Origin of the sequence: Erythrobacter sp. JK5 (assembly GCF_018205975.1) — a bacterium.
Classification (GTDB): domain Bacteria; phylum Pseudomonadota; class Alphaproteobacteria; order Sphingomonadales; family Sphingomonadaceae; genus Erythrobacter.
On sequence record NZ_CP073577.1, the window covers coordinates 3087542 to 3105457 of the forward strand.

17 protein-coding genes are annotated in these 17916 nt (G+C 64.9%); 2 read left to right on the top strand and 15 right to left on the bottom strand.

The genetic code is table 11. The features are described 5' to 3' along the window. Window positions 1–73 precede the first annotated feature (73 nt). The 4 genes from KDC96_RS15060 to KDC96_RS15075 all read right to left on the bottom strand — a co-directional run bounded on the left by KDC96_RS15060 (window position 74) and on the right by KDC96_RS15075 (window position 4779). Window positions 74–1345, bottom strand: a complete 1272-nt coding sequence (locus KDC96_RS15060) for an NRAMP family divalent metal transporter (RefSeq protein WP_212449215.1) — start codon at window positions 1343–1345, stop codon at window positions 74–76. Then, on the bottom strand, window positions 1342–1923 hold the full coding sequence (locus KDC96_RS15065) for a VOC family protein (protein ID WP_212449216.1): 582 nt from the start codon (window positions 1921–1923) through the stop codon (window positions 1342–1344). Before KDC96_RS15065 ends, KDC96_RS15060 begins: the two co-directional genes overlap by 4 nt. A gap of 88 nt (window positions 1924–2011) precedes the next feature. Further along, window positions 2012–2458 (bottom strand): hypothetical protein, encoded by a 447-nt coding sequence (locus KDC96_RS15070; protein ID WP_212449217.1) that lies wholly within the window; start codon window positions 2456–2458, stop codon window positions 2012–2014. A gap of 236 nt (window positions 2459–2694) precedes the next feature. Then, window positions 2695–4779, bottom strand: a complete 2085-nt coding sequence (locus KDC96_RS15075) for a hypothetical protein (protein ID WP_212449218.1) — start codon at window positions 4777–4779, stop codon at window positions 2695–2697. Between the two features lie 258 nt (window positions 4780–5037). Between KDC96_RS15075 and KDC96_RS15080 the strand changes: the two genes are divergently transcribed. Together KDC96_RS15080 and KDC96_RS15085 are read left to right on the top strand one after the other, a co-directional pair. Continuing rightward, window positions 5038–6051 carry a nodulation protein NodZ gene (locus tag KDC96_RS15080; RefSeq protein WP_212449219.1) on the top strand — a complete coding sequence of 338 codons (1014 nt, stop codon included), beginning with the start codon at window positions 5038–5040 and terminating at the stop codon, window positions 6049–6051. 42 nt (window positions 6052–6093) lie between these two features. Next, complete coding sequence (locus KDC96_RS15085) at window positions 6094–6927, top strand: FkbM family methyltransferase (RefSeq protein WP_212449220.1); 834 nt, start codon at window positions 6094–6096, stop codon at window positions 6925–6927. 19 nt (window positions 6928–6946) lie between these two features. On the opposite strand, the gene KDC96_RS15090 is transcribed toward KDC96_RS15085, so the two are convergent. From KDC96_RS15090 to KDC96_RS15140, 11 genes are all read right to left on the bottom strand, one after another. After that, window positions 6947–7666, bottom strand: coding sequence for a hypothetical protein (locus KDC96_RS15090; RefSeq protein ID WP_212449221.1), 720 nt, complete (start codon window positions 7664–7666; stop codon window positions 6947–6949). Then, the gene (locus tag KDC96_RS15095) at window positions 7663–9060 is read right to left on the bottom strand and encodes an O-antigen ligase (protein ID WP_212449222.1); all 1398 of its coding nucleotides are present in this window, start codon (window positions 9058–9060) and stop codon (window positions 7663–7665) included. Before KDC96_RS15095 ends, KDC96_RS15090 begins: the two co-directional genes overlap by 4 nt. Window positions 9061–9144: 84 nt before the next feature. Further along, window positions 9145–9402 carry a hypothetical protein gene (locus KDC96_RS15100; RefSeq protein ID WP_212449223.1) on the bottom strand — a complete coding sequence of 86 codons (258 nt, stop codon included), beginning with the start codon at window positions 9400–9402 and terminating at the stop codon, window positions 9145–9147. 204 nt (window positions 9403–9606) lie between these two features. Continuing rightward, window positions 9607–10044, bottom strand: a complete 438-nt coding sequence (locus KDC96_RS15105) for a lasso peptide biosynthesis B2 protein (RefSeq protein ID WP_371815499.1) — start codon at window positions 10042–10044, stop codon at window positions 9607–9609. After that, on the bottom strand, window positions 10037–10315 hold the full coding sequence (locus KDC96_RS15110; protein WP_212449227.1) for a PqqD family protein: 279 nt from the start codon (window positions 10313–10315) through the stop codon (window positions 10037–10039). Before KDC96_RS15110 ends, KDC96_RS15105 begins: the two co-directional genes overlap by 8 nt. An 81-nt stretch (window positions 10316–10396) precedes the next feature. After that, window positions 10397–11554 carry a 50S ribosomal protein L11 methyltransferase gene (locus KDC96_RS15115; protein ID WP_212449229.1) on the bottom strand — a complete coding sequence of 386 codons (1158 nt, stop codon included), beginning with the start codon at window positions 11552–11554 and terminating at the stop codon, window positions 10397–10399. Further along, window positions 11551–12342: a hypothetical protein gene (locus KDC96_RS15120; protein WP_212449231.1), complete on the bottom strand. Its 792-nt coding sequence runs from the start codon at window positions 12340–12342 to the stop codon at window positions 11551–11553. Before KDC96_RS15120 ends, KDC96_RS15115 begins: the two co-directional genes overlap by 4 nt. 572 nt (window positions 12343–12914) lie before the next feature. Continuing rightward, window positions 12915–13055, bottom strand: coding sequence for a lasso RiPP family leader peptide-containing protein (locus tag KDC96_RS15125; RefSeq protein WP_212449233.1), 141 nt, complete (start codon window positions 13053–13055; stop codon window positions 12915–12917). A gap of 2 nt (window positions 13056–13057) precedes the next feature. Next, complete coding sequence (locus tag KDC96_RS15130) at window positions 13058–14944, bottom strand: asparagine synthase-related protein (protein ID WP_212449235.1); 1887 nt, start codon at window positions 14942–14944, stop codon at window positions 13058–13060. A gap of 13 nt (window positions 14945–14957) precedes the next feature. Next, entirely contained in the window at window positions 14958–16619 is a 1662-nt protein-coding gene (locus KDC96_RS15135) for an ABC transporter ATP-binding protein (protein ID WP_249171820.1), read from the bottom strand. A gap of 7 nt (window positions 16620–16626) precedes the next feature. Then, a complete protein-coding gene (locus tag KDC96_RS15140; RefSeq protein ID WP_212449239.1) occupies window positions 16627–17772 on the bottom strand; it encodes a nucleotidyltransferase family protein in 1146 nt (381 codons plus the stop codon). Window positions 17773–17916: the final 144 nt, after the last annotated feature.

Genomic DNA, 17916 nt, shown 5'->3' on the forward strand with positions numbered 1-17916 from the left:
CCCTGGCAACGTCGATTGTGCGGTTGGCCCTTGGCGGCGTTCGTATCAGCATGAATAACCCCCTTCGCCGATTTCAGCGCAGCACGAAGAACGCGATGCTCAGACCGGTCATCACGATGATTGCGGCCAGGTTGAGCCACCGGGTCCAGCGCTCCGGTCGCGCGTCGGCAGGCATGGTCCGGCCTGTCACCGCTATATGATTGAGCACCGCGATCACCGGCGCGGCAACAAAGGCGAGGCTGGTTGCAAGGTCCATCAGCGTGGTGAAATCGTCCAGCAGCGTGAACAGAACCGTGATGTCGAGAGCCACGACCAGCGGCACCGCGAAACGGTAGAGCCGCGCAAAATCGGCCGGTTCGGTCCGGTCGGTAAGGTGCTGGACGGTCGAGGTGGCGATGCGGCTGCCGATATCGACGGCGGCGAGCGCGGTCGTCAGCATCACGCTGAGCGCTGCGATCGAGGCGAGCAGCGCTGCCCCGTCGCCCAGGACCGAGCGGTAAAGTCCGATCACCTGCGCGGCGAACGCGGGAGCATTGCTTGCCGGCGCGATCCCGCCGGAATGCATCACCCCGGCGCCCATGATGCAGAAGCAAACGGCCAGCAAAGCCGTCATCGTATAGCCCGCGGCGAAGGCGGTGCGCGCTTCGGCGAGGCGACTGCCGCCGCCATCGCCCATGTCCTGTTCGACCTTCGCGGTCCACAAGGATTGGGAAACCGACACCTCGAGCGGATTGGGCATGAACCCGGCGAGCGCGATCACGAACAGGATCGCGACCGGGTCGCCGATCCACGCCACATCGGCCAGCGTTCCCCATTGGACCTGTGGCAGCACCATGATGGTGGTTGCCAGGGTCGAGATGACGAGGAAGGCGAGCAGCACGCGGTTGACCTTGTCGAGCCAGTCGTACCCGCCCGTGAGCAACAGCGCTCCTACCGCGAGCAGCAGCACCGCGCCGACGATCGTCACCGGTACCTCGACGCCGGTCACGGCGATGAACACCCCCGCCGTCGCGGCGGTCACCGCGGCATGAATGATCGGTGTGATGGGAATGATCGCGAGGCCGAACAGCGCCACCGCCCAGCGCCCCAGGTGTCGGTAGCCCGCGAGGATCGAGCGCCGCGTCGCGTGGCCGTAATCCACGCCGAACCGGAAGGCCGGATACTTCAGCAGGTTCGCGAGCAGGATGACCGCCACCAGCGCCAGCCCGTAGACCGCTCCCGCGCGGGTCGACTGGACGAGATGCGAGGTCCCGATCGCCGATCCGGAGAACAGCAGAGCGGGACCGAATATCCGCGACCAGTTGGTGTGCGACCGGGCGCTTTGCGCGGGCGCGGCGGCAGTCATCCGGCGATCCGCTCCAGCCTGCCGCGGATCGGCGAAACGGGTGCGGTATCATCGATCCTGAACAGCTCTTCGGGTTTGACCCCCAGCTCCAGCTCGACCAGCCATTCCTCCGGGTCGAATTCGACGCCGACGGGATTGCGGTTGAGAACGCCGCTCCTGAAATAGTCGATGCATTCCTGGGCCGAGCCGAAGCAATCGACCGAGAATTCCATCTGGTTGCCATCGGGATCGGCATAATAGAGCGACGCGCTCATCCCATGATTGACGCACCAGTAGGGTTCGATCCCCTTGTCCTTGAGCTCGCGGTAGCTGGCCAGCAGCGTGGCGAGATCGGGCACGTCATAGGCGACGTGATCGACGCCGACCGGGTTGTGTTCCGCATCCGATGCCTCGGGCGCAATCACGTTCAGATCGGCAAAGGCGAAGCGATGATGTGCTTCGCCGTAAGTGACGAAGACCAGCGCATCATTGCGGTAGACGATCTCTCCGCCGAAGACGTGGGCATACCAATCGAGCATCTCCTGCAGCCGTTTGGTGCGGTAGACGACGTGGGCGAGTTCGGGCGTGGGGAAGGGCATGGCTTGGTCCGGTTCCAGAAGCTGGGGGAATGACCCCGGCGGGCGATCGGGTCGCAACATCACCCACCGGGGTCGGGCACAGGCCGGTCTAGCGCGGCCTGTATTCCTGAAGCAGCATGCTGCTCTTGACCGTGCGGTATTCGGCCCGGTTCCCGCTTTCCGCGATCTGCTGTGCGGAAGATTTCTTCGACCAGGCATCGAAAGCGGCATCGCGACGCTCCTGCTCGGCGGCATCCGGCAGGCTGGCGAACATCGTCATCAGATAGATGTTCGGTTCGCCATCGCGCGGGTTCACATTGGCGTAGATCTTGTAGCCGGTGATCCAGCCCTGCGACAGCGCGTAATCCTGGAAGCTCTTCCATTCGGTTGCCAGCCACTGCGCGTATTTGAACGCGCCGCCATCCTTGACGTAGATGCCGCCGACCTGGGCGTATTCGCCCGCCTCCAGCGGGAATTCCTGCGCCGTCGCCGGCGTCGCGATCGGCAGCGCAATCGCAATTGCGCCAGCGGCGATCATGGTTTTGAACCTGGTCATGGGTGTGTTCCTCCGTGTAGTCGCAACCGGACGCGCTGCCTTGCAGCCCGATCCGGTCCGTTGCAGCGCGACCCACAAAAGGGACCATGCAAGCCTCTCCGCAGCCCCGCGCGCAATCGCTCGCAAGGTCGTGAAAAATCGATGTTTGCTGTGTTTCCCTGTGATCCGAAAATGCATGGGATCGGGCGACCGGGCAACCCGCAGGAGCGTCAAAAAAGCGTCAATTCGCGCAAGGATCAGGCGCCTTCGCGACCGGATCCTAACAAATCGGGCCAACCGAACTGGTCCCACGCCTCGACCATTCCGATCCTTGCTGCGAAATCCATGAAGCCGGGATCCAGCCGGGTGCGATTGATCGGGTCGATATCGGTCCACAGGCTCATCAAGGCAAACATGTTGGCCGGATGGATGCGCTCCGAGAAGATTTTCATGACCAGCCTTGAATGGCCCATCCAGATCGCGGGGAGCGCGATCGACGTGTCGTACGGGTCGGGCATCGACAGATGGAGCCCGTCGAGCATCTGGCAGTATGCCGCGCGATCGGCCTCGCTGCCGCTGAACAGGCCGCGCGCCGCGAAGTCGAAATAGGCGTCGCGCGCGGCGTCATCCATCGGCGGGACACCGGGAGGGCGCATGATTACCGTGCCGAGATGGATGCGGCTGGCGAAATGACTGCTGACCGCCGCTTCGTAGTCGCCGGACGCGAATTGCGCGACTGCCAGCCAGATGCCGGGCATGCCCAACTCGACTGCGCGCTGCCCGGCTTCGCACGCCATCTCCAAATTGCCCAAGCTGAGATGGGCCGTGGACAGCATGATGTAGTTCCGGCCGTAGATCGGGTCGCGATCGACGGCTTCCTCGATATAGGCCAGCGCCTCCCGGGCCTTGCCCAGATAGAGCAGGCACGCGCCGAGGCGCGAAGCGACGTCGGCCTGGTTGGGATCGCGGGCATAGGCCTCGAACGACAGTTCGAGCGCGCGCGCGGGCTTGGGCAGCGTCCATTCGTGGACGCCCATGATCGAATAGGCGTGACCCTGACCCGGGTCGAGTGCGACCGCGCACGCTGCGCAGCGGGCGCCTTCGGCCGATTGTTCGACGCGCGTGAGGCTGGGTGTCGTGGCCGCCATCATGATGTGTGCGTCGCCGAGCGCGGTCCAGCATTCGGCGAAGTCGGGATCGATCTCGAGTGCACGCTCGAAGAACGCGATCCCTTTTTCGATCGCCCCCTCCACCGCCAGCCTGTGCACCATTTCGCGGCCCTGCAGATAGAGCGCATAGGCTTCGCGATCGGTAGTCATCCGCCGCAGCGGGGCAGGCGACGGCGTGATGCCCAGCACGCGGCACATTGCGGCGATGATATTGGCGCCGATCAGATTGCGCGAATGCAGGAATTGCTCGATCGATCCCGAGATCCGGTCAGACCACAATTCGGTTCCCGACGTGCCCTCGATCAGGGCAATACGGATTTCTATGGTGGTCGTCGTGCGCCGCACTTCGCCTTCGACGAGGTGAGAGACCCGCAGGATTTCGGCCATCTCGATCAGCGTCGCGCCGCGGCTCGCGACCGCGTTGACCGAGGTCCGGCCCGCCAGCGCGATGCCGTTGAGTCGCCCGAGCTGCGACGAGAGTTCGTCGGTCACCCCGTCGGAAAGGAAGAAGTCCCCCCCAATTTCGTCAACCTGCGTGAACGGCAGGACCGCGATCGCCAACTGCCCGAGTTCGGGAGGGAAGGTGCGAAACGCCGGAAAGCGGTCGCGCGCAGCATCCAGCAGGCGTTCGCCACCGGCACGATCCGCAGTGCGGATCGCGGTGTCGATGGCGGAGCGCAGACCCGCATCGATGTATTCGCGTCGGGCGGCGAGCCAATCGTCGAAGGCAGGGTTGAGCGAGACACCTTCGAGAAGCGCACGATTGCCTGCCGCGCGAAGCAGATCGCACGCTCTGGCGATCTCGCCCGATGCCAGCGCGTCCGAAAGCTCTTCGAGATCGCTCCTGAAGGCCGAATGATCGAGCGCAACCTCGGCTCGGCTCACTGCGAGGCCGGGCAGGCCATGGTCGCCGAGGCTACGTTTCAGTTCGAGCAGGCACTGGCGCAAGCTGGCTTTGGCTTGCGGGACGAAACGGTCCGGCCACAGCAGCTTGGCCAGCGCTTCGCGATCGATAGACAGGTCAGGCTGGAGACACAGGATCGCCAGGATCAGGTTGGCTCGGCGATTGTTGGGCAGCACGGCCTCGCCGGTCGATGTCTCGACCCGCAACTCGCCGAGAACGTTCAATCTCAGCAGCGCGACTTCGCCGACTTCGGTGCTGCCTGCCTGCACGTCCCCATTCCCCCGAAGGGCACGATACAGTCAGGCCGCGACTTTGCAATGCGGCGGGCGGGATATCCGGGCGCAGGAGCAGGCGCGCCCCGACGTGGATAGCTCGCGCGGTTCCTGCGGCTTGAGCGCCAGCGGCGATGCGGGCTTTTATCGGGCCAGACGGTAGAATGGGAAGGCATTCACCGCGACCCACCGCATCGCAGGGCAACCGGGCGTGGATATCCGGTATTTCCCCTATCGTGCCATTCGAATTCGGCTATGGCGGAGCCATGGCTATCGATCGGTGGAGCCGACGTTTTGACTGCGGATGAACAGCGCGCGCTGGTGATCAAGGCGAAAGGCGGGCTGGGCAACCGGATGCTGTCGGCGGTGACCGGGTGCGTGCTTGCCGAACTCAACCGGCGCACCCCGTATATCGACTGGCGCGACGGCATGTATGTGCCGCCAGGCGAAAATCTCTACCCGCTGCTGTTCGATGCGAGCTGGATGGGGGAGCTGACGGATTTCGACCAGGCGACCGACGTGGCTCCTGCCTGCTGGTCGGGGCACATGGCTGAACAGCCGGTCGATATCATCCGCCGCGATTTCCCCCGCGAGCACCGCAGTCCGCTGCTTTACCGCAGGCTGTCGATCGACCTTGCCGGACCCGATCCGGGCAATGCGGTGGCGGTGTTCTGGTCCTATCTGCCCAAGCTGAAGCGGCTCGAACGCCGGATTGCCGTGCATCCCGCCTATGCCGGACTTACGACCAAGGCGATCACAGAAAATCTGCTGGATCGGTATTTCAGGCCGGTCGATCAGGTTCGCGGCGCGGTCGATCGGGTGTTCGAAGGTCGGGCGGGTCCCCTCATTGGGGTGCATATCCGCTTCACCGACCGCAAAGCCCCATTGCCCAAGATCTTGCGCGAACTCGATCGGCTCGCCGCGCAGATGCCTGGCGCGACCGTGTTCCTTGCGACTGACAGTGCCGAAGCGCAGTCGGCAGTGATGGCGCGCTTCCCCGATGTCATCACGATCGACAAGGCGCTGGCCCAGGATTCGACCGCGTTGCATTTTGCGAGCGATGGATTTGCCGATCCGGTGGCCGAGGCGCGCAATGCACTGATCGACATGTTGGCGCTGGCGCGGTGCGACTGGCTGGTTCACAGCCGCCATTCGACATTTTCGGTCACTGCCGCGTTGCTCGGGCGAATACCGGAAAGTCATCAGATCGATGTAGACCGGCTCAACGCCAAGGTCGCGATCAAGCAGTTCATCCAGGCACGGGCCTGACCGGCAGCACGAAGGGGCACCATGTTATCCAACGCCAGAGCCTTGGCCAAGAATATCCTTCCGGCCCCGTGGCGAACATTCGCCAAGGGCGTGTGGGAAAAGATCAAGCTGTCGCAGGACAAGGCACGGTTCGAACGCAGCTGGCCAGGCACGCCCTATGTCGTGCTCGAGCGTGACGAGATCGCCGAATTGCGTGAGCGCGGCTTCAACGGTCAGATCGGGCAGGATTACTTCCTGAACTTGCTGTTCGAACAGGAAAGCGGGCGGTTCATCGATATCGGCGCCAATCAGCCCTTCGCCAACAGCAACACCTATTTCTTCGAGCGCAAGGGCTGGACCGGCTATGCCTTCGACCCGATGAAATCGGTGATCGGTCGCTGGCGCGAACGCCCCGGCACGACGTTCGTGAATGCCGGGATCAGCGACCGGTCGGAAACCCGCACTTTCGTGGAGATCCAGCCGAAAGTGGGTTGGGAACACCAGCTCTCGTCGTTCCGCGAGTTCGTCCGCGAAGAGGACATGCGCGACTTCGACTATCTCGAATACCCGGTCGAATGCGGACCGATTTCGCAGTTCGTCCCAGCCGGTGAGGCGTTCGAATTCGCATCGATCGATGTCGAAGGGGCCGAGGCGCTGATCCTGACAGGGTTCGATTTCGTCAACGCGCCGCCCAAGGCAATCATGCTTGAAAACATGCAGCAGATGGGCGGTAACGATGCGCATCGCCGCACGCTCGTCGCGCACGGTTATCGCATCGCGGCCCGGCTGAACGCCTCGGACGATCTGTTCGTCCACGAGAGCCACCCGATTCCCGAGTCATTCATGCAGGCGATAAAGCGCCACGATCGCGCCGCGAAGGCTGATGACGCGGCCTGATTGCGGGCGACCGGCGGGCTCAGCAGGCGGTTGAAAACAGGTCTGCGAATTGCTTGCCAGCTTCGGGATCGCGCCTGGTGAGTTGGCCTGTCGCGAGGTCGACTGCCCGGCAATCGAATCGCGCGCCGTCCGCAATCGCTGCTTCGGTCACGTCGACCATGGTGGCGGGCGGCATTACCCGCGCGGCGCGTCTCAGATAGTAATCGTGCCACCGCTCGCCCGCGGCAACGATCTCTGCGAAGGTGGCGCGCGCCGACTCGTCCGGCTCGGCAAACACCAGCGCGCCCAGCTCCTCCAGCAACGCCTCCTCGGTCCGGCTTGCGACCAGCAGCGCGGCATAGCGTCGCGCGGCCTCGGGCCTGTCGCCCGCCGCCAGCGCGAGCCGCAGCATCGCCTGTTGCGAAGGCGCATCGCGCCAGCCGCGCCGGGCCGCGACCTGCACCGTGACGGCACTTTCCTCGATCAGCCCGGCCTCGATCTGCGCTGCTGCGAGGAGCCGCAAATGTTCGGCGGGGATCGGCCGGCGCGCGACCAGTCGCTTCGCCTCGGCCAGGGCCCGGGCGGTGTCCTCGCCTGCGATCGCGCGCGCCGCGATACGCGCCTGGGCGAATCCGCGAAACGGTTCGGGGACCGCGTTGGCGAGGGATGGTGTCACGCGCGCCTGACGGTCGATCTGCGCTGCCCCTGTGATCAGGGCCAGCGCCAGCAGCGCGGCGAGCCAGATGATCCGCCCGATCATCGCTGCCCCTCGCGCTCCGGATCGTCGGCGATCCGCGCCAGCAAGAGCATCGCAAAGGCGGCGAGCGCGAGCAGCGACTGATTGCGCAGCGGATAATCGGTGATCGATTGCAATGCGATCGACAGCAGGATTGCCGCGCCGCCCCAGGCGGGCCAGCGCAGCTGCGAACGGCCCGCGCGCCAGGCGAGCCATCCAACCAGCAGCAGCCATATTGCGGCAAGTGCAAGTCCGCCGATCCCGGCTTCGATCGCCAGCTCGAGATAGTCGTTGTGTGCGCGTCCAGCGCGCCGTTCGGTCAGGAATTCGAGCGATTCGTCGACCTGATAAACCTCGTCGAATGCGCCCATTCCGGCACCGACCGGCCAGAACCGCTCGGCGGAATAGGCGGCGTCCTGCCAGATGTAGACGCGGGCATCGTCCCGCGCTTCGAACCGTTCGACCACACTGCCGACCCGACCGGGCGCGATCACGACCACCGAAGCCAGCGCGGCGAGCGACAGGGCTATCGCTCCGAACACCAGCAGCGATGACCGGTTGCCGTCGCTCGCAAGCGCGCGCGCTCCGCGCCAGGCCGAAATGCCGCGCAAGGCACCGAGCGCGATCGGGATCGCGGCTAGCACGAAAGCGGTGCGCGACCGGGTCAGGATTACCGCCAGCAGCAGCAGCGCGCAGATGCCGAGCCGAACCGGAAGACCCGCAGGATGCGGCCTCGCCAGCGGCAGAGGCAGCAGCGCGGCCAGTGTCAGGGCCGCCACCAGAAACAAGCCGGCCGAATTACGGTTGGCAAACGTTCCGTAAAGCAGGCCAGTCGGTCCGCGTTCCGGGTAGAAAACCACGGTGTTGCCTCCGCCGAGGACTTGCAGGATGCCGATCGCGAAGCTCACCAGCCCCAGCGCGACCACCACCCAGCCGATCGTCATCAGGTGGCGTCGCGGGATCGCCCAGCCGACTGCAAGGATCACAAGGGGCAACAGCAGCCCGGTCAGCGCGACGAGCGTACGCGCCGGATCGACGCTGGTGGAGCGCCAGCTGCCAGCCTCGACGATGGCGAGCGACTGCGCCACCAGATCGCGGCCCGGCAGCGCGCTCCACACGCTTTCAGGCACCGGCACGAGTTGCAGGATCGGGATAAGCAAAGTCAGCCCAACCAGAACGCGCAGGACGATCGGGCTGTTTCGCCAGAACCGGAAAAAGGCGTCGCGGTGAACAGCGAGGACGCCGAAAGCGCCAAGCTGGACAGCCAGATTGTTGAGGCCGTAGCGCACCCCACCTCCGCCAAGCGCGACCGCAAGGATCATCAGCAGCGCGACGAGCAGCAGCGGGTGCCTCCAGGCGGCGTCGCGCGCTGTCGGCGTGTTGGGAACCGCGCCCCGGAGTGTGGATTGCCTAGCCAATCAGACCGCCAATGAAAAAGCGCACGGAAACCTGTCCCGTGCGCTCACAATCCAGTTATCGACCGGAGGGTCAATGGCGGCGGCTCAGTTAGCCCCCGGCGACTGGTTGTTATCGTCGTCATTATCGTCATCCGCGATCAGGATGATGCCGATAATCGTCGCTGTCACAAACACGATGATAAAGATGCCGCTGGTGCCCACGATATCTTCCCCGTCGGCCGCACGGTCGACACCGGGCTGCGAAAACGCGGAGCTCGAATAGATGGCCGAACTGTCGCCGGCGCGGGTGTTGGCCTGCGCGGCGATCGGCGCCAGGGCCATGCTGGCCGCAGCGGCGGTCATGGCAAGACGAGACGCTATTTTCTTCATCTTTTTGGCCTTTCTTTCGGCTGTCTACGCAATAACCCCTACTGCAGTGCAGCAAGAATGACAACCGTGCCATAGCGCCAATCTCATAAGGATTGCTTATGACGGGGTGGTTTCGCGGCGAAACGCCCCGTCAGAAAGGCGGATTAGCCGCCCCTTGTTCCGAAAAATCCAGCCTGATCAGCGCCCTGCGCCGCCGACGAGGGGGGTAAATCGGTCGATATCCCCGCCCAGGACGACCCGATCGTTGTGTACGAGCCATGCATGGGCACCGAAATCACCGCTTGCGGTGCGTTCCGCTCCGACCTGGATGACGGACGCAATTCCCCTGGCAAGCAGCCAGTTCTGCCCCGCCAAGGCCTGTGGCAGGCAATCGCTGCGCCAGGGGAGATACCGCGCCAGCACGGCGATTACGAAACAGATGCGATCGACTTCGCTGGTTCCGGATGCGTCCGCCGACGCGCCCCGAGCTTGCGCTGCGCGGTTGAGTTCGGGGAGGTCGGTGGGCTGGAGCCGCACGGTTCGTAGCCTCGCGCGCAGCAGCTCCCACGTTCCGCGCATGACAAGATGAGGCCATCTGACGAGGTCGCGCCGCCGCCACCTCGGCGTGTCAGGCATGGGAGATGAGCTGGTTTTCGGCGAGTTCGGCAAGGAAGGTGCGCAGATCCGATTCCACGGTCGCGCGTTCGATGTCGTATTCCTCGACGATCGCGTTGCAGACCGCGGCCGGAGTGGCACCGGATTTCAGCCCCTCCCACAGGAGGGTCCCGATCTCGTCCAGCCCAAAGTAGATGCCGCTGGTCATGTGCAGGATCACGGTTTCTTCGCCGACCTTGTTGGCCACCGCATCGTCGTCGATCCGCCAGGTCTGGTCCAGAATATCAGTCACGCTTGGAATTCTCCGGTTTCCGCTGACCCTTGGGCATTGCCGGCGGACAGTGCAAGCTTGCGGATCGCTTCTACCGACAGCTCAGGCATAGCGCAGCATCAGCTTCGCCACATGGTCGAGCGCCGCCTGCAACGAAGCGAAGTGCGCCGGGTGCCGATCGATCAGCGCCTTGGCAATCGTTTCTAGATCGCGCCCTTCGCCAACCAGCGCAAGACAATCCCGATCGATCGCGATCGCGGCGGTGGCGGCGGGGACGTGGCGACTGGATATCGACGCCAGATGGTCGGGAACAAAGATCCGGCTCTTGAAGCTGGACTGCCGAAACGCGGCGATCTGCGCATCGTCCTGCGCCGCGGTTGCGACACTGTCCCACGACCAGATGTACTGATTGTCGACCAGCCTGGCCCTGATCCGCGCCTCGACACGATCGCCGGCTTTCAGGTCTATCGGGCGTTCGAACGGCAGGAATTTCTGTTCGTAGACGAGGTGCGGCTGGCCCGGAGCATTCGAATAGGTCAGCCCTTCGGCAATTTCGGCATCGAACCACAGCAACAGGCCGTGCACGGTCGAACCGAGTGCCGCGACGAGCTTCAACGTCTGGTCGAGGTTCGGATCGCAGATCGTCCGGTAATCGAGCGTCGCCAGTTCGGCGGCCTCGGAAACCAGCGCTTCCGGATCGAGAAACACCTTGTCGCTGTCATTGACTGCGAACCGGTGGCCTGCCGACAGGTCGATGCCGTAGTCGTTTTCCAGCCACGGCCGGTGACAGGTGCGGTATTCCTTCGGCGTGTGCACCAGTGCGATCCTCAGCGTATCGCGCATCGGCAGCAGCGAACCGTTGTCTGCAAGCAGTCGCTCGCGTGCATCGACGATGGTCGGGATATGCCCGCCGAACAGCGAAACATTGCCGCGCAGATCGGATACGATCACGTCGGCCTTGCGCTCGGGGGTGAAATTCGTGGAAATGTCCCGCACCACCTCGATCCGGTCGGCGCAGCCATTGTCGCGCGCCAGTTCACGCAGCAATTCTATGCTGCTGTCCGGCTCGATCGCGATCACCCTTCCGGCCCCATACTGGCAAGCGAGCAGGGCAAACACCCCGAACCCCGCGCCGATATCGATCACGGTGCATCCCGGCGAAATCGCCCGTTCGAGTGCCTGCGCGTAGATTCCCATGCGCGGCTCGCAATCGATCATCCCGCCGTAATCGACAATGCTGTAACCCGAAGCTCCGATCATCGTTCGCCTGCCTGCCTGTCCGCTGCACCGAGACCCGCCAAAATCGTCTCGTGCACCAGCGGCAGCTGGTCGAAGTCATAGGCGTAGGACAATTCGTAGCCGGGTACCGAGTTTGCAAGCTGCGAGATCTTGGCCAGCCGCTGCGCGGCGCATCGGGCATCCTCGGGATCGAGCGCAAAGCAATGCTCGATCAGGCCGAGACAGGTATGCCCCGGGCTCAACCGGTCGATTGCCGGCCGATCCTGTTCCTCGCCATCGACCAGAAAAATCACCGCTGCGATCGGAATTTCGGCGTGGTTCCCGCCAGCCAGCGCCGGGAGGCTGACGCGCTGCTTGGTCGAATAATGCGCCATCGGTGCCGATTCGACGTCGGTGCCGAGAACCGCGGTAATCGCTTCGGGGAAAAGTCGCAGGCTCGGATAGACCGACTTGCCGCAGAATTCGTCGCCGCGCTGCGTGATCGTGATCGCGTCGTCTCCGATCAGGCGATGGCCGACCCGGTCCAGGCTGGCGGCCAGCGTCGATTTGCCCGCGCCGGTTTCGCCCAGAAAGACCGCGAGCCGCCCTGCAATCTCGACGGCGCTGGCGTGGATAACGAGCTCGCCGCTCGCTTCGAGGATGCGCGGCGCGATCTGATCGAACAGCAGGTGTTCGAGCGCCGCCGACGAGGTATCGGCTGCCACGTCGCAAATCGTCACCGACTTGTCGGGAAGGTCGATGCGGAACGCGGCCACACCTTCGAATATCACCAGATGCGTCCCGTCGGCCTCGGTTCGGGTGATCGGCATGGCGATCCCCTGGGGCGATGTGGAAGGTTCGCTATCGCCCGTCTGGCCGTGATGATGCAATCGCCACGCGGAAAGGTCACCCGAGCCGAACGGGCTCGATCGGGCGCGAAACGCTGTCTCGGAAACTAGGGCGTTCGAAGCCTGCACCACCAAAGGAACTGCCGGCGTCAGGGCCGCCGATTCGGATTCATTTTCGCGCCAGTTTCCGTCTGAGCGCCGCTTCCGCCAGCCGTCAGTCTGGAAAAAGCTCCATAATCCAGAAGCTTGGGCGATGAATACGGCTTTCTGGCAATGTTGCTCATGGCGGTGCGGTTGTTCACGAAAGCTCCAGAAATCCGATGGGCGCTCGCATGGTTGCGGCGCTTGAGCCCTCCATTACCGCACCGCAGCTGTCGTCGCAATGAATAGCCGATGCGGCAAACCGATGCGGGAAATATCGCGCGCCGACCGAAAATCCGGCCAGCCGGGCTTCAGACCCGACGAAGCGTGCCGCCACGCGATCGAAACGCGCGTCGAATTGTCCGTGAGGCGTCAGATTGTCGGAAAGCCAGCCGTGACGCCGAGCTCGCCGATCAGGCGCGACGCATCAGTCCCATCATGCCGGGGCCGGATTCGGTCAGCGGGCCGCTGCCAGCGGCGGTAAGCTTTGAAAATCCACCGTAAATCGCCAGCTTGGGCGGGGAGTACGGCTTGTCGGTTTTCCGATCGGTCATATTCACTCCGTCGTCGTATCGCGGTCTGGCGAACGTTCTATCCAATTGAAGAGATAACGCAAAGTCAGCTTGTTCGCAATTGCGGAATCGAAAGTTCCGGTTTCCTGCGCCAAATCGCTGCCCTCGGCGTTGGAATATCGCTCCAACCGGGCGGTGTTAGCCGGGTATGGTTCAGAAAGTGTTTCGCGCATCAGCGCCGTGGTGAAATCCCACCCGAGATGTTCCTTTCCCGGGCGCCTCGCCACCGCATCGGGCAGCAATCCCGCCATGGCGCGGCGCAGCACGAACTTGGGCCATCCGTGGCGTTGCAGCTGGTCGGCGGGCAGCGCGAGGCAGAATTCCATCACCCGCCGATCGAGGAACGGGTCGCGCGGCTCGATCGCCTGCGCTGCGGCGACCCGGTCGTATCGCTCGCGGGCGACCGAGATGTAGGGATGCAGCATACGCCGAGTGCGGTCGCGCGCACCGTCCCCCTGCGGTGTCGTCGTATGGGCGGCGTTCTCGCGGGTGAGCGCATGGAGGCCGATCCGTTGCGCAAACTCGGGCGACAGCAGCGTTGCACTGTCGGCGCGTTCGGTGCGCAGGAAACGCGGCTTCAGCTGCCGCAGCGACTGGGGGACGAGCGCGCGCCGCACGCCGCGCAGGAATGTCGAACGGGGTTCGAAATATTCGCCCCAGAACTCGCGCCCGCCGGCCGCCTCGCGCCATGCTTTCCCCAACCTTCCGCGTCGCAGATGCCAGGCGATCATGTCGGGCGCATCCAGCGTCGTGTCCCCTCCGACCCCGTCGAGCACGACCTTGAGCCCGCTCCGCTGCGCGGCGAGGTAGATGGCCATTACCAGCGTCATGTTCGCATCGAACGGATCGTCGGCACCGCGAACCAGATTTTCGAGGTCGCTGCGAAAGGAATCGAGCTCGGCCAGTTCGATGCGGTGCGGGGCGATATGGTCGATCCCCATGGCAGCGGCGATCGTCCGGGTTTCCACGCAGGCGGGATCGCTGCCGACGGCCGAAAAGGTCGGTAGCGGGGCGCTTCCCGAGCGCTTGAGAATCTGCGCCGCCACCGCCGATACCGAGCCTGAATCCATCCCGCCCGACAACATCGAACCGACCGGTCCGGCAGAGCGCAGCCGGGTTTGCACCGCCGCATCGAACACGTCCTTGAACGCTTCGGCATAGGCGGCGTCCCCCCGCAGCCTGAGCGGTTCTGGCGGTTCGAGCGTGCTGTGGCGGCTGATGTGCAGGGCTTCGCCTCGCAGCACCAGCGCATGCGCCGGGGGCAGGCGGCTGACCTCGGCGTGGAATGTCGAGCTCATGTCGCGGGCCTCGAACCCTTCGAGGAAGTCGGCAATGCGCGCTTCGTTCAACCGCCCGGAGACGTGCGGATGCGCGAGGATGGCGCGATCCTCGGTCGCGAACGCGAACAGCCTACCGGGGGCGTAGTAGTAGAGAAACTGGCGCATGCCCACCATGTCGCGGGCGCAGAACAGCGACCGGTCGCGCGGATCCCAGATCGCGAATGCGAAATCGCCGCGCAGCCGCGCGGGACACGATCGGCCCCATCTCAGATAGGCGAGCAGGATCATCTCCCCATCGCCGATGGTGCGAGCGCCGGTAGCGAGGTTGAGCGACGCCAGCAGGTCGTCGCGATTGTCGAGCCGTGCGTCGGCGGTGATCGTGCAACCGCTGTCCGCATGCGTCAGCGGCAGGCGTTCGACCAGCGCCTCCGGCGTGGTCGCCAGCAGCGTGTGGCCGAACGCGCGCGGCCCGTCGAACCAGCTTGCGGTCCCATCGGGTCCCCGACGCTCGAGCGGGGCCAGCATCGCGCCGAGATCGCTCCGAGCGACCGGCCTGCCATCGAGCGCCCAGACCCCGCAAATCCCGCTCATCCGCGCGCCGCTTTCAAGCCGCCCCGCTTGCAGCGGGTTCGGCTGCTACGAACCCGTCGGGACCGGCATGGATCACCCGGTCTGCCAGCGCGAGGCTGGCCGGACGGTGTGTGATCAGGATCACCGTGCGGTTTTCGAGCCCGCGAATGCTCGCTTCGATAAAGGCGGCCTCGCCTTCGAGGTCGTACATGCTCGTCGCCTCGTCGAGGATGTAGATCGGAGGATCGCGGTACAGCGCGCGGGCGAGTGCGATGCGCTGGCGCTGACCGCCCGACAGGCGGATGCCATTGTCGCCGATCTCGGTGGCGAGGCCCTGCGGCAGCTTGGCGACGAAGTCCCAGGCCTGCGCCACCCGCGCGGCGCGCTCGATCGCCTCGGGATCGGGGTCACTTTCGCCGAAGGCGATGTTGGCCGCGATCGATCCGTCGAACAGCAGCGGGCGTTGCGGCACGTAGCCGAACTGGCGGCGCAGGTCCTGCACCTGCAGTTCGGAGATGTCGATCCCGTCGAGCGTGATCCGGCCGACCTCGGGATCGTAAAAACGCAGCAGCAGGCGGATGACGGTCGATTTGCCCACCCCGTTCGAACCCGTGAGCGCGACCACTTCGCCCGGCGCGATGGCAAGGTCGAGATGTTCGAGCACCGGATCGCGTTCGGGATAGCTGAAGCCGACATCCTCGAACGCGATCGCGCCGCGCGCGCGAGCGAGCCGGGTGGTGCCCGCATAGCCCGGTTCGGGAGGCGTTTCGAACACGGTTTCGAGCCGCGCCAGCGTCCCCTTGGCGACCTGGAACCGCCCATAGGTGTTGGCAAGGCCGCCGACCGGACGGGTGAGCAGCGCGGCATAGAGCAGAAAGGCGAAGAGCTCGCTCGGTTCGCGCGCACCACTTTCCAGCCCGGCGCTCCCGCCCAGCAGGATTGCAATCGCCGCGCAGGCCGCGACCAGCGCCACGATCGGCCCCACGAACGACACGATCCGCGCCTGCGCCACGCTCAGTCGCCGGGTCTCCTCGACCGCTTCGGCGAACCGGCTGCGATGATGCTGTTCGGTGGCGAACGCCTTGATCGCCGGGAGCATGGACATGTCGCTTTCGGCAATGGTGACAGTCTCCACATAGGCTTCGCGCAGGCGCTGCGACAGCACGCGCAAGCGACGCCCGATCAGCTTCATGACGATATAGAACACCGGCACCAGCACCGGGATCACCAGCGCCATGGTCGGATCGATCAGGAACAGCAGCACCACCGCCCCGGCTGCCGTCATCAGCATCGATGGCACCATCGCCAGCGTCGAGGTCAGGAACGAGCTGAGCGAATCGACTTCGTGCACCATCAGCGCCAGCAGGTCGCCGCTGCGGCTGCGATCGTGGAACCCGACCGGCATCGATTGCAGCCGATCGTAGGTTTCCCGCCGCAGCGCCGCGAGAATCTGCCCCGATGCCACCTCCGACAGGATGGTGACGAGGATGGTCACCGCGGTCATGGCGATCAGCGCGGCGATCAGCAGCATCACCGTCTGGTGGAGATCGATCGCCTCTTCGCCGATCACGCCGCCCAGGAACCGGCCCGCGAGCCACGGCAGAGCAAGCGCGGCGAGCGAACTGACCAGCGAAAGCGCACTGATCAGCGCCAGCCAGCCCTTGAACTGGCTCGCCCAGCCCAGCAGGAAACGCATTCCCATATCAGATCCTGCCCCGCACCAGATCGCCCAGCCCGCCGAGCAGACGCCGCGCCTGCAGCGCTGCGATCGGCCAGTCGCGCGCCTCGGGAAAACGCTCGCGAAGGATTTCCGGACCGGGCAGCAGCGTGCTGCGCATCACCCGGACCTTGTCGCGAAGGCTGGACGTCGCAGCGAGATCGAGTGTCAGGCGCCGGCGGGTCGAATCGGTCCCGAGATAGCGCGCCACGTGTCCCTCTCCGCCGGCTTCGCCGAGCGCGGGCTTGACCCGGTCGGGTATCGGTGTGCCCAGCGCCGCCTCGGCGAAAGCAAGGCCCGACAGCACGATATCGGAGCATCCGCCGATGGCGGCGCAGCGGACCAGCGTTTCCCAGTCGTCGGCCGCGAACGCCGCTGCCAGACGGTCGATATCCACTGCCCAGATCAGGCGGTCGCTTTCGTAGAGCTTGTCGTTGCCGACCATGTACCCGAACGCCCGGTGCGATGCGCGGTTGATGCAGGTCAGGATGAGGTTGTCGATATAGCCGGTCGCCCGGGCATGGGCGGACAGCCGCGGCAGATCGATCGCGCGATCGGCCGGGCGGGAAGCGTCGAGCGCGGCCGCAATCACCGGGCTGGCGCTGATCCGCCAGTGCAGGTCGACCACGTGATCGAAACCGAATTGCGTGTTGCGGCGCCAGCATTCCTGGAAGGGCCGCAGCTCCTCCCCCGGCTGAAAACCGCAGGCGGTGAAAACCTCTCTCACATCCGGACGGCGGGACTTCTCGATCAGGATGTCGCTGTCGCCGCGGCGGCGGATCGCGGGATCGGGATAGAGCGAATAGGCGAGCGCGGTGCCCTTCAGCACCAGTGCAGGCAATCCAGCTGCCTGCAGCGCCTCCAGCAACCCGGAAATCGCTCGCGCGTGGTCCATTTCCCAGAACCGCTGTAGCCGCGCCTCTTCCTTCGTTGCAGTCACCAGTTCGGCGGGCCAGTCTCTGAAATCGTGCATGGTCTCGACCAGCAGGAGCGCGAGGCCGTGAAAACTGATCCGCGATGCCGCTTCGTCCGCATCGAGCGCCAGAGCTCCGGGCCAGGCGGGCAGCGGGGCCGATTGCAGCGCGCAGCGGACGCACTGGCCGAGGTAGAGGTCGAAAGCATCGTTCTGCATTGCGGCGCTGGCTCGGGAAGGGGCCCTTCTTCTGCACGGATGCGTCGCAAATGCGGCATTTGCGGGAGTTTGGCCAGTGCCGGATGGCATGCGCCCACACCCGCAAGCGCGAACCGCGCCATTAGCCATTGACCCGCCAAACCC